Here is an 11,129-nt window from a genome sequence, read left to right as displayed (position 1 = left end):
ATCCTGGGGGTGGAGAAGCTCCCAAGGGTTCGGCTGTCCGCCGATTAATAGCGGTACGCGAGCTGGGTTTAGACCGTCGTAAGACAGGTCGGTCCTTATCTGCCACAGGCGTAGGATATTTGAAGGAATCTGTCCTTAGTACGAGAGGACCAGGACAGCCGAACCTCTGGTGCACCAGTTGTTCTGCCAAGAGCATTGCTGGGTAGCTACGTTCGGTGCGGATAAGCGCTGAAAGCATCTAAGTGCGAAGCCCTCCCTAAGATTAGATATCCCTGAAGGCAACTCGAAGATGACGAGTTTGATAGATCAGTGGTGTAAGAGTGGTAACATTTTCAGCCTACTGATACTAATTGCCGTTCGATTTTTTTGTAGTTCTTATATCTTGTTTTTTTTCATCAACCAGTACACTTGTCTTTATTAATTAATTTTTGCCTCGTGATCATACTTCGGAGGGCAACACCCGTTCCCATTTCGAACACGGCCGTTAAGCCTCCAAAGGCCGATGGTACTATTCCTGCAATGGAATGGGAGAGTTGGTTGTTGCGAGGCATTTTTTTTATTATTCTGCCTACCAGGCAGAATAATAACCTTAGTCGCTTTGATTTGAATTTCTCGGGGTGACTTTTGGTTTTTCGTTTTGACTTTTTACTTTCCTAACACTCCCCTACTCCAACAATTAATGTCATTGGGAGGGAGAAATAGCAACCGAAGCAATCTAAAACATTTGAATTATTTTTGGAAGAACTACTTATTTCTTATAACCTACGGGGACAATGTAAAGCGACTGATAACCTTCGGGTAAATCTAATATCTTATCAACCTCTTCATCATTAAAAGCGCCTATAGAAACAGAACCCAAACCTAAAACTACCGCCTGCAACTGAATATTCTGCGCAACGTGACCTGCTTCAATATACATATATGTTATTCCACGCCCCCCATATTTATCGGTTATCCTTGTCGAAACCCCGCATATAACAATATCAACAGCCGCGTGCTCTACGGATGTTTGTCCTAATGAAGAGAAGGATAACTTAATTCTTAGATCCTTACTTCCCAAAATCTCTAAAGTATGCCCATTGGGAACATAATGAAAAAAACCGTACTTGCTTAAAAGATAAATTTCGAGCGGATATAACGCGCCTGCGGAAGGAACTGCACGCAACCTTGAATCACCACTTTTTCCTGTTATCCCCTGAGCCGCCCACAAAAGTTGAGAGATTTCTTTAACACTCAACTCTTTATCTGAAAAATCTCTTTTTGAACGCCTTTTTGTAATCGCCTCTTCCAAAGAAACTTCGCTTTTAATTTTAGGTTGTGGAAGATAAATTATTTTTTGCTGTTCCATTATTTCCTCTTTAATTTTTATTCATTTAAATTATCCGTATTTAATCTTCATTATAAGAATTGATAAAGACAAAATCAAAGTTACCGAATTGGCTAAAATGATAGGTAGTTCTCCTATCAAAATACCATAGATAAGCCATAAAATAATACCGATAGATAAAAACAAAAAAGTGGCAAGAGAAATATCTTTGGTATGTTTTGTCCTAAACGCCTGCAACACCTGCGGCAAAAAAGATATGGTGGTCAATGCCGCCGCCAGCAACCCTATAATAAAACCCAACTGATTAGTTTCCATGTATATATTCACTCCTTTTAAGTTGTATTTGGGATTGCCAGACAATATCATAATTCTCATAAGCAGGCGAATCTTTCTCGTGTGTTCTTTTAGCTCCAAAATCATCCTGCATATTGGGACCAAAACTATAAAGTTTGAACCCGCCGATATGGCGGAAATATACTAAACTTTTTCCGCTGAACGGGTCAATAGGAACTTCGCTTAATAAACCCGCTGACACCAACTCGTTTAAATCCGCCGGATAACTTACATTTTTTAATTTAAATATTTTCAAAGCAAGCCCGGTTCTGCAAACATCGATATCCGCTTGATGTCTTGCTGCATGCTCACGTGTTTTATCCAAAGATGGGATAAGCATTCTGGTAAGAACACAGTATTTTGGCAACTGTTCTATCTCTAGGTCTATCGGATTCCTTTTGGAAAGATTTTCATACGCATAGTAATCAACATTATAAGAATCTTGCATTCTTGACATCAATGTAAGATAACATACATAATCTTTTTTGAAAATTGGTTTACCAAGAAAAGCTCTAATGACTAATAAAGGCGTTGGAGTATTATTAAAATCTATCTCTTTTAACCCTTTGGGTTTGCCACGAAGTATCCTTTCAAATGCCCAACCCCCCCAAAGAACTCCTTCCCCATCCATACATTTGATAAATGGCTCCATACCTTGGTGGAAAGAGAGTTCATTCATTATTAAATTTGCTTTTTCAACAGAAATACCCATCAAGTCCGATATACTTTTGATACATTCCATTATGATCCTGTCACACTCAATCCTTACCAATTGTGTAATCAGAATCGGTTCATCTTTTAGATGGTTAGAGATTTTCAAACCGACAAGAAGCGTGTCAAATGCCTGCGCATTTTTCCCTGCTTCCGCTTCAAGTAAAGCTCTTAGGCAAAGTAATCTCTCTGACTCTCGCATCAGTGAAAGATGTGGCAATGTCATGTCAATTCCTTTTTCATAATCAAGATTGAAATTACATTTAGGTTTCCGTGAACCTTCTTCAAGAAGCGCGTAAATTTCCTGCAACTGTCGAGAATTAACCTGTTCTCTGATTTCTTTTCTCTGTTCATCAGTCCACTTTGATATATCAGAGTAAGATTTAACTTCTTCAATAGCTTTTATCACATTATTTTTAGTGCCCATCTCTTTGTTGGGAATATAAGGTATTCCTCCCTCGCCCGATGTCATCAATACAAACGCCTTGTTATATAGTATTGCCGCATTCTCTTCATCAGGAACAGGAGCAGGAACGATTTCGGCAATAGTCATAGGCCTGCCCTGCTCTTTTAATTCGGCAATTGTATTTTTCAACTGAATACTGAATATAATGTTCAGAATTATATGCACCACAATGAACAGAGCGATTAAACTGCCGAATATAATCCCTATCACTTTCAATACTTTCTTTATTCTACTCATAAAATTTCCTATTTGGTCAACTCCCTAATATAGTTTGAAAATTCTTTTTCAGATTTGAATTTTTTCCCTTTGCTTTTCTCTTTTTTGCAAGATATTCAATCGCTCTTAGTTCTTCTTTAGTATACTGATTTTCTTTGACTATAATAGATTTTTTCATACTAAATAGTCCGTTTTCTTGTTATTCTCCCAAGACAAATGTCTAAAACAGTGTAGAAGTTACATCCCTATCGTTACCGAATGGTGATGATAGGTTAAAAAAAGCCGTTAATCGTTTGATTGCGGCTTTTTTGTTTTTCTCTTTTGTCATTTTTTCTATACCAAAACTCATTATATCCCCCTAATTAAGAATTTTCAAACTGATAAGAATAGGTATTTGGTTGGGGTTATGATGCCCGTTTCGTATTTAGGTTACGTCTATCGTCTTTTAAACCGTAAGCCTCAAGAGGCTACCCCGCAGGCTTTAATTAAAACACTGTGCGTTTAAATTATGCGGCCCTTTGGGTAAATTATTCTCTTTTATGAATAATTTAGGTTACCGTTACCGCTAAACGATACGGGCTTCCTTACCGTTACCTTTCCCTAAAAAATCCTTTTGACCATTTACCCGAAGCACTTTCCTGATTTTGCCACCCTGAGAAATTCTAGGAATTTCCAGGACCAAAGTCCCTGAAATCTTTCCCTGAGGAATGCAGAGCATTCCCAGGACTAAAGTACCCGAAATTTCTTCGAAATTTCAGGGTGCAGATTTCTAGGGGGAAATTAGGAAAGTGCGAAGTCCCCCCTGTTATATTTCAAGAGAAATGTAGGGGGGAAGATTTGACAGAGGAGTTATAATACGTGTGTAAAGAGGAGGTAAAAAAGATGAGAGGAAATGCATTTATAATATGTCTTGTAATTGTTGGGATGTTGATGAGTGGTTGTGCTACTACTTCAACAAAAACGAGGGAAGGCGCGGGAATAGGCGCAATTCTCGGTGGTGTTGCGGGTGCTGTTATAGATAAAGACAATCCTTGGCGTGGCGGTGTTGTAGGAGCGGCGGCAGGCGCACTTATAGGAGGCGCTATAGGCAGTATACGGGATCAGGCGGCGCAGGAAGCGGCAGAAGAGAACAGGACCGTTCAGTATACGAGAACAATGGATAACGGCACACGGGAGATAATTAGGGCAACACCATACGGATATACCGAAAATGGTGACTATAAATTAGTAAGGACTCAGGTTATCCGCGACGGCATAGTAGTAAGCGAGGAAGTTAAAAGAGTTCCGATGTATTAACTTAGAAATTTTTTAACAGAAATTTCGAGAGGTTTTTAAAACTAAATTGAGTTTACCAGAGATACTACCCGCCTGCCCACTTCGCAAGCAGGCGGGTAGTATCTCTGGTATCTAGTATCTGGTATTACAACCACGGGACGGTTTCGTATGTTTTGTCCGAAGCTTTGACAAGATTGGGATGTTCAACAGCAATTCTTAATCGCAAAAGATAAAACACCACCAGAAAATCTTTTACTTCGGATATTAACCCTTCCTGACCGGTAAAAATTTCTATAAACTGCCTGAACGTATCTTTGACATATTCCTTCTCTGTTTTCGTGTTTACCTTATTTTCCAAGTATAGGATTATTTTTGCTAATTCGCCCGATTCCAACCAAACACCTTTGCAACCTGAGCATTTATCAATAAGAACTTGGGAATCCATATATTTTAAAGCCAACATTATTCCAAAACATTTAGGGCAAATCTTTCCTTGTGAAAAAGTGCTTAATTTTTTCGCATCTTCTCCAAAAGGGTCAAAGTCAAGCCATCTTAAATCATCATCTGCTCTATCTTTTGCTTTTTGTAGTTCATCTCTATCAAACCATTTGCCTTTACACTTAATACATTCGTCAATCATAATACCCTTGCAATCAATTTGTTTTAACTCACCTTGGCAATCCGGACATTTCATATTTCCCTCCTTGGGTTAAAATATTCTTACCAGCATCTCTGATAGGATTCGTTTTTATAAATATCAAAAATCAAACTTTTATTCAATCTCAATATACCACCACCTCTCCCCTAAATCCAAAGGAATAATATCATTGGATTCCTGCCCTCCAAAAAGATTGGCGAGGCAAGCTTTCGCAGGAATGACAACAAAAGAATCTAATCTTTATTAATAACATTAATCAGTTCAAGAAGCCGACCATAATCGTGCTGGTTAAATTTCATAACGAGACGTGGGAGGTCTAAATATTCTTGTTTCTTAATTTCTTCTTTGGTAGGTGAAGAAGGTTCTATACTTCCCCCGGTTAAAATATCTTTGAAGTTTTGGTTTATAAGTTTTAGTGTTTTGTCGGAAACAGTTTTGTTAAGTCGCAGAACTGTAAGGCCTGAAGCATAGCGTATGGAGTGGTATATTCTGTAAAAATCTTCTATATATTTAACCGCATCATCTACATTTGTAATAATTTTGAAAAGGTTAAAATCTTCTTTTTTAATAAAACCAGTTTTGACCAATTGGTCGTTTAGAAATTTTTTCCATTGTGTCCAATATGTTGAGCCCTGGGGCTGCATTAGGAGTATTGGTCTTGGTCTGGATTTGCCTGTCTGGATTAATGTGAGCGCTTCAAATCCTTCATCGTTAGTGCCAAAGCCGCCGGGAAAAAGTGTAGTGGCATCAGTTTCTTTTATGAAGATGAGTTTTCTCGTAAAGAAATATTTGAAGTTTATAAGTTTTTGTTTTTCGTCTATGTAAGGATTAGGTTTTTGTTCAAAGGGCAAACGGATATTTAATGCAAATTCTTTACCATGTCCTGCTCCTTTGTTGCCTGCTTCCATAACACCACCGCCACCGCCGGTTACTATCATATAGCCCTTTGCGGATATTTTTCTTGAGAATTCTTCAGCCATTTTATATTCGGGCGATGTATTAGCCGACCTTGCAGAACCAAAAATTATGACTTTTTTTACATTTCTATAGGGAGTAAATATTTTAAAGGAATAACGCAATTCTTTCAGCGCGGTATTGATAAGTTTGAAATCGCCTCTGTCAGATGATTCTAATCCCAACTTAACTGCTGTGGTAAGTATTTCGCGAAGAAGTTCTTCGGTTTCAGGTGAAGAAGCAGATAGTTTCGCGAGCTTGGATATCAATTCGTCAGTTGTCTGAACGCCAATTTCGTATTCTCTATATGTCTTAGTCATATTTTAGAGCAAATCCAAAAATTCTTTCACGGTTAAAGATGATTGTTTAATGATATGTCTTAAGGTTCCTTTTCTTAAATCTTTACGATGATAAGGGATAGTTATACTAGTATTATCTTTTATATAGATGCGATGACTGCCTTTTTGGCGAATAAAACGAAAACCTGCTTTTTCCAAAGCCTTTATCACTTGCTCTGGCTTTAAAGCGGGCAATTTAAACATAATCTATGATTGGATTAAACTTTTGCATGGACACGAATAGGCGAAACAATCACACCTCTATCTTCTGTAGGAATTTCTTCTTTGTGCTTGCCCATAACTTCTAAATATAAGCTGGCTGCTTCCTGAATATTTTCTAATGCCTCTTCAAAAGTATCACCTTCCGAGATACGGCCGGGCAAAGAAGGAATAGTAACCGTGTATCCGCCTTTTTCCTCATCCGGTTCGAAGATTGCTGTATATTGATGAACTGTTTGTTTAAATGTTTTCCTCACCATATCTGTCCAATTTATCATTCGCGGAAAGTAAAGTCAATTAGTAGATAAGTCATTTCTGATATTGTAATATTTGCATCGAATCACGATAAGAGGTTATCCAAAGAGTTTCGTTCCAAGGTAATGCCTCTCTTTTTTATTTGAGATTCACGCGAGGGGAAATATTCTACGCTATTAAGGGGTTTTGAAAATACCTGCAGAAATCCGCTAAGAGATAGGAATTTCCGCAGGTATTAATTGAAATGTCTAATCCTTTACTGACCGCCGCCTTTTCGTTTCGCAAAACACTCTTTGCAATATATAGGACGGTCATCTTTGGGTTTAAAAGGTACTTCGCATTCTTGTTTGCATTCTGCGCAAACCGCTTTGTGCATTTCGCGAGAAGCAGAACCACATCCACAGCCACCACTTTGTTCGTCTGACATATTATCTCCTTTTTAGGATAATGATTACACAGATTAGAAAACACCGAATTATAGAGTTTTCACAGAGAGATTTCAAATATGTAATTTTATTAAGTTTGGATAATGAGAGATTTATCTTTTTAAAAATTAGTTCGTAAAACTACCTATTTTTTTATTTATCTCTTCGGATCCGATGCTCCGACATTACGTCGGAGTTCGGACTCCTTGAGTTTTAAATTTAAAACTCAAGGACTTTTTAATTTCTCTATCTTCTTATCTATAGCATCCAGTTGTTCCATCAATTCCAGCCAAAGGTCTTCTTCTTCTTTAATAACTTTACCAAGATGTTCGTAACGCAGGTTACGGTCAATTGACCAGCTTGAGGAATCATTCATAAATATGTCGCGGATTTCTTCCCATTCTTTTTTATGACCTTCAAAGCGTGTTTGGGTTTCTTTTATTCTGGAATTAAGCTTTCCAATTTCAAGCCTAAGGCGTTTTAGTATTTTGCGGTCGGGTTTATTATGAGTATTTGCGGATTTAGATTTGCGTTTTGTATTTTTTTCTGCGCTTAATTCATTATGGAATCTTGTTTCTATTCTATAAACATAATCTTCATAATTACCCGGATAACTAAGAATTGAGCCGTCTTTTACTTCAACTATTTCGGTTGCCAGCATATTGACAAAAGTACGGTCATGACTGATAAATATAATTGTTCCGTGAAATTTTTTTAAAGCTTTGCCGAGTGATTCAGCAGTCTCGAAATCAAGATGGTTGGTAGGTTCATCCAAAAGAAGCACATCGCTTTTGGATAAAAGTAATCCTGCAAGACATAATCGTGCTTTTTCGCCTCCGCTTAATACGGAAACTTTTTTCTGCACATCGTCACCTTTAAAGAGAAAACTACCCGCCAGATTCAAAATAGCCTGATGGGATGCAAAGTTTTGAGCCTTATTTGAAAGATGAGTATACACATCATCCTTCGGATTAAGTGATAGAAGAATATGTTGGGCATAATAACCTATTTTTAAGTTGCTTCCCCATTTATAACTGCCGGATTTTGCTTCCAGGTCGCCGGCAATTGTGCGCATGAATGTTGTCTTGCCCTGTCCGTTATCGCCTAAGACAGCAATATGAGAGCCTCGTTTAAACTGCATATTGATGGAACTTGCCACTTGATGATCAGGATAGCCGATTGTGAGTTCATCGCAGTTAAATGCCATTAAATTACTTGCTTCAACGTTAGGGATTTTAATATGCACATTGTCAAGTTGATGACCAACATCTATGGTTTTCATTTTTGCCATTTTCTTCTTAAAGGATTGGGCTTGACTGGCTTTTGTGTTTTTTGCGCCAAAGCGGTCTATAAATGTCTGTAATTGTTTTTTCTTGGCGGTAATTTTCTTGTTGTAGCATTCTTTTAGGCGACGCTGTTCTTCTTTATAGACCAAAAACTCTTCAACATTTCTGGGATACAAAGTACATTTACCATTTTCAATCTCAAGAGTTTCTTTACAGGTTTTTATAAGAAACTCTCTGTCATGGGAAACGATGAGAAAACCTCCGCGGAAATTCTTCAAAAATTCTTCTAATAAAATCAGTGTTCTAAGGTCAAGATAATTTGTAGGTTCATCAAGTATAAGAAGGTTGGGATCACGAAGTAGCATTGAAGCAAGTTTTACACGCGTTCTATAACCGCCCGAAAGAACGCCTATTTTTTCAGAAAGCATTTCGTTTGTAATCTGAAAACGCGCAGCTATTTTCGCGCATTGCCACGGCTCTTTTTCTGTATATCGCACAAGGAAATCTACTACGGTTTCGTCAAGTTTGTAGGGGTCGTGTTGTTCCAAATAAGCCAAACGAAATATAGCGCTTTTTTGGACAGTCCCGCTATCTTGTTCTTCGTGGCCTGTTATTATCTTGCATAATGTTGACTTACCCGAGCCATTTCGTCCGATAACGCCTATTTTCTGATTTTCAGAAATAGTAAAACTCACATCATCAAAAATGACTTGTAACCTGTAGGCTTTATGAATATTTTTAAGCTGCAATAATGTTTTCAAAATTTTCTCCTGTACTGTGCAAATATCATATCTATCTCATAGAGTAAATTATCCCGCCCTAAATTAAAAGATGACGAATGAAAAGCAAAAAAATGTAAAAGGATTTTATAGGGTGGTAGTTGAATGACAAGATATAATTAATAGTGTGTTGTCCCCTTGCGGGAACTTTGTTGAAATAGAGCATCTGTTGATTTCTTAATCCTAATCCCAAATTTTGCTATTGCAAAATTTGCCCCAAAAGGGTCGTTCGGCAAATCCGGCGAGGATATGCCGGTTTTACGAGGTAATCCCTGATTTTTCTAATCCTAAAGGACAGACTTTCCTATCAATTGAAGAAAAGGTCTAATGAAAAATTAGGGATAATCCCCTTTATCCGTGTGGATTAGAATCTTCTCTTCGACATGCTTTGGCAATTCCTCAAAATATACTCCAACCAAATAAAGTCCTTTATCGGTCTTATCCTTATACACTATCTCGCATTTCAACTCTAATAATGGCTGTTCATCCTCTGAAAAATATATTCTGCAGATAATATCATGACCTTTTACATCTTCAGAAAACGCCAGCAGCATACCGTGCGAGGATATATTCAGGATATCAACAACTTCTGCTACTTCCTTTTTATCCTTTACGAGTTTAATTTTGAGGCCCGGAGCCGGCTTTACTCTAATCCAGCGTCTCCTTTCTGCGATAATTTTGTCTCGGCCTAACCGCTTTGCCTGATATAACGCCCTATCAGAGACATCAATAAGCTCTTCCGCTGTTTTTCCATTTAAAGGAAAAGAAGAAATCCCCGCGCTGAAACGCAGGGACACCCCCAGTCTCTCCTTACTACCAGAAAGTTGTATCCCCCTACAAAGATTGTCTCTTACCCTATCAAGAACCATTTTAGCATCGTTATTGTTTGCCTCAGGCAAGATTATAAGAAATTCCTCTCCGCCATATCTTCCAACTATGTCAATGTTTCTTATGTTTTTTTTCACCACATCCGCAAAAGACTTAAGAACTAGATTTCCGATTATATGCCCATATTCATCGTTGACATTTTTGAAATGATCTAAGTCTATCATTACGATAGTCATCTCTTTGTCATAACGCTTGCATCGGTTGATTTCATTATCCAGAATTTTCATTAACCACCTGTAATTGGCGCATCCGGTAAGTTCGTCGTAATGGGCCAGCACCTGCATCTGTCTTAAACACCTTTCAATCTTTGAAAAGTATGCCATTACAAGCCCGCCAACATAAAAGGAACAGACCCTCAACAAAAAGCTATTTATAACAACGTCTCTTAACGGCCAGTCTGTGAATATGGATATTTCGGCAAGGAAAATAAGCGATGATATTGTTGCGGTTATAACGCCTCCTCTAAACCCGAACCAAAATCCTGAAAGGCATATTAATGTAAGGTAGAGGTATCCCAGAGAAAAACCGAACGCTTGCGCCATAAGTCTTATACATATCAGAGCAAAAAAAGATGAGATAATGAAAACCATGCGGAATTTTATAGAAGAGATAAATCTCATAGATTTTTCTTTTACGGCAACGAACCATTCAACTAAAACCTTTTTATTGTATAGCGACGTTATCCTATTGGGGGTTACTTTCCTAAGGATGCGTTTGATATGCAAGAAATAGTCTATGACGATGCTATTCAAGAAATAAAACAAAGACCTTAACGGTGTCCTTTCTGTAAGTAAAGGCAGACAGAAACCTGCACAGTTTTTGTTCTGAAAAATATTTTTACTGCCTACAAGGAGATTCATTTTTGCCATAATCTTGTCCCCTATTATTGGTATGGTATGAAATGTTATGTAACCAGCGTCCCGATAATATTAAAGAGGGGGCATTTTACCAAATAGCTTGTGTCAATTCAAGAACTTGTAAGAGTCCATAACATATTGG

At 37.8% G+C, this 11,129-nt stretch carries 12 protein-coding genes and 2 rRNA genes; 3 read left to right on the top strand and 11 right to left on the bottom strand.

The genetic code is table 11. The features are described from left to right. A 23S ribosomal RNA gene (locus KAS42_03170) occupies positions 1-370 on the top strand; the annotation flags it as partial. A 61-nt stretch (positions 371-431) separates the two neighbouring features. Then, positions 432-549, top strand: a 5S ribosomal RNA gene (gene rrf, locus KAS42_03165). A gap of 199 nt (positions 550-748) precedes the next feature. On the opposite strand, the gene KAS42_03160 is transcribed toward rrf, so the two are convergent. The 4 genes from KAS42_03160 to KAS42_03145 are packed head-to-tail and all read right to left on the bottom strand — an operon-like array spanning position 749 to position 3,231. Next, positions 749-1,348, bottom strand: coding sequence for a SagB/ThcOx family dehydrogenase (locus KAS42_03160; GenBank protein MCK4905229.1), 600 nt, complete (start codon positions 1,346-1,348; stop codon positions 749-751). 30 nt (positions 1,349-1,378) lie between these two features. After that, positions 1,379-1,642 carry a SemiSWEET transporter gene (locus KAS42_03155; protein ID MCK4905228.1) on the bottom strand — a complete coding sequence of 88 codons (264 nt, stop codon included), beginning with the start codon at positions 1,640-1,642 and terminating at the stop codon, positions 1,379-1,381. Further along, a complete protein-coding gene (locus KAS42_03150) occupies positions 1,632-3,074 on the bottom strand; it encodes a hypothetical protein (protein MCK4905227.1) in 1,443 nt (480 codons plus the stop codon). Before KAS42_03150 ends, KAS42_03155 begins: the two co-directional genes overlap by 11 nt. A 16-nt stretch (positions 3,075-3,090) precedes the next feature. Continuing rightward, a complete protein-coding gene (locus tag KAS42_03145; protein ID MCK4905226.1) occupies positions 3,091-3,231 on the bottom strand; it encodes a hypothetical protein in 141 nt (46 codons plus the stop codon). Between the two features lie 704 nt (positions 3,232-3,935). On the opposite strand from KAS42_03145, the gene KAS42_03140 reads away from it, so the two are divergent. After that, positions 3,936-4,349 (top strand): glycine zipper 2TM domain-containing protein, encoded by a 414-nt coding sequence (locus KAS42_03140; protein MCK4905225.1) that lies wholly within the window; start codon positions 3,936-3,938, stop codon positions 4,347-4,349. Between the two features lie 124 nt (positions 4,350-4,473). Here KAS42_03140 and KAS42_03135 read toward each other — a convergent pair whose 3' ends face one another. The 7 genes from KAS42_03135 to KAS42_03105 all read right to left on the bottom strand — a co-directional run bounded on the left by KAS42_03135 (position 4,474) and on the right by KAS42_03105 (position 10,999). After that, entirely contained in the window at positions 4,474-5,022 is a 549-nt protein-coding gene (locus KAS42_03135; protein ID MCK4905224.1) for a zf-TFIIB domain-containing protein, read from the bottom strand. A 197-nt stretch (positions 5,023-5,219) separates the two neighbouring features. Next, the gene (locus KAS42_03130; protein MCK4905223.1) at positions 5,220-6,260 is read right to left on the bottom strand and encodes a TIGR00730 family Rossman fold protein; all 1,041 of its coding nucleotides are present in this window, start codon (positions 6,258-6,260) and stop codon (positions 5,220-5,222) included. A 3-nt stretch (positions 6,261-6,263) separates the two neighbouring features. Beyond that, positions 6,264-6,482, bottom strand: a complete 219-nt coding sequence (locus KAS42_03125; GenBank protein ID MCK4905222.1) for a type II toxin-antitoxin system HicA family toxin — start codon at positions 6,480-6,482, stop codon at positions 6,264-6,266. A 14-nt stretch (positions 6,483-6,496) separates the two neighbouring features. Beyond that, positions 6,497-6,757: a type II toxin-antitoxin system HicB family antitoxin gene (locus tag KAS42_03120; protein ID MCK4905221.1), complete on the bottom strand. Its 261-nt coding sequence runs from the start codon at positions 6,755-6,757 to the stop codon at positions 6,497-6,499. 251 nt (positions 6,758-7,008) lie between these two features. After that, the gene (locus tag KAS42_03115; protein MCK4905220.1) at positions 7,009-7,179 is read right to left on the bottom strand and encodes a hypothetical protein; all 171 of its coding nucleotides are present in this window, start codon (positions 7,177-7,179) and stop codon (positions 7,009-7,011) included. Between the two features lie 224 nt (positions 7,180-7,403). Then, positions 7,404-9,224 (bottom strand): ABC-F family ATP-binding cassette domain-containing protein, encoded by a 1,821-nt coding sequence (locus KAS42_03110; GenBank protein ID MCK4905219.1) that lies wholly within the window; start codon positions 9,222-9,224, stop codon positions 7,404-7,406. A 353-nt stretch (positions 9,225-9,577) separates the two neighbouring features. Beyond that, positions 9,578-10,999, bottom strand: a complete 1,422-nt coding sequence (locus tag KAS42_03105) for a diguanylate cyclase (GenBank protein MCK4905218.1) — start codon at positions 10,997-10,999, stop codon at positions 9,578-9,580. Positions 11,000-11,129 lie beyond the last annotated feature (130 nt).

Source organism: bacterium (genome assembly GCA_023135785.1).
Classification (GTDB): domain Bacteria; phylum CAIJMQ01; class CAIJMQ01; order CAIJMQ01; family CAIJMQ01; genus CAZNJA01.
This window is presented reverse-complemented; position numbering and strand designations above follow the sequence as displayed.

Excerpts from the sequence above, each read along its gene's own strand:
- KAS42_03125 (MCK4905222.1), bottom strand. The coding sequence starts at position 6,482 with ATGTTTAAATTGCCCGCTTTAAAGCCAGAGCAAGTGATAAAGGCTTTG.
- KAS42_03130 (MCK4905223.1), bottom strand. The coding sequence starts at position 6,260 with ATGACTAAGACATATAGAGAATACGAAATTGGCGTTCAGACAACTGAC.
- KAS42_03160 (MCK4905229.1), bottom strand. The coding sequence starts at position 1,348 with ATGGAACAGCAAAAAATAATTTATCTTCCACAACCTAAAATTAAAAGC.
- KAS42_03120 (MCK4905221.1), bottom strand. The coding sequence starts at position 6,757 with ATGGTGAGGAAAACATTTAAACAAACAGTTCATCAATATACAGCAATC.
- KAS42_03115 (MCK4905220.1), bottom strand. The coding sequence starts at position 7,179 with ATGTCAGACGAACAAAGTGGTGGCTGTGGATGTGGTTCTGCTTCTCGC.
- KAS42_03105 (MCK4905218.1), bottom strand. The coding sequence starts at position 10,999 with ATGGCAAAAATGAATCTCCTTGTAGGCAGTAAAAATATTTTTCAGAAC.
- KAS42_03150 (MCK4905227.1), bottom strand. The coding sequence starts at position 3,074 with ATGAGTAGAATAAAGAAAGTATTGAAAGTGATAGGGATTATATTCGGC.
- KAS42_03145 (MCK4905226.1), bottom strand. The coding sequence starts at position 3,231 with ATGAAAAAATCTATTATAGTCAAAGAAAATCAGTATACTAAAGAAGAA.
- KAS42_03155 (MCK4905228.1), bottom strand. The coding sequence starts at position 1,642 with ATGGAAACTAATCAGTTGGGTTTTATTATAGGGTTGCTGGCGGCGGCA.
- KAS42_03135 (MCK4905224.1), bottom strand. The coding sequence starts at position 5,022 with ATGAAATGTCCGGATTGCCAAGGTGAGTTAAAACAAATTGATTGCAAG.
- KAS42_03140 (MCK4905225.1), top strand. The coding sequence starts at position 3,936 with ATGAGAGGAAATGCATTTATAATATGTCTTGTAATTGTTGGGATGTTG.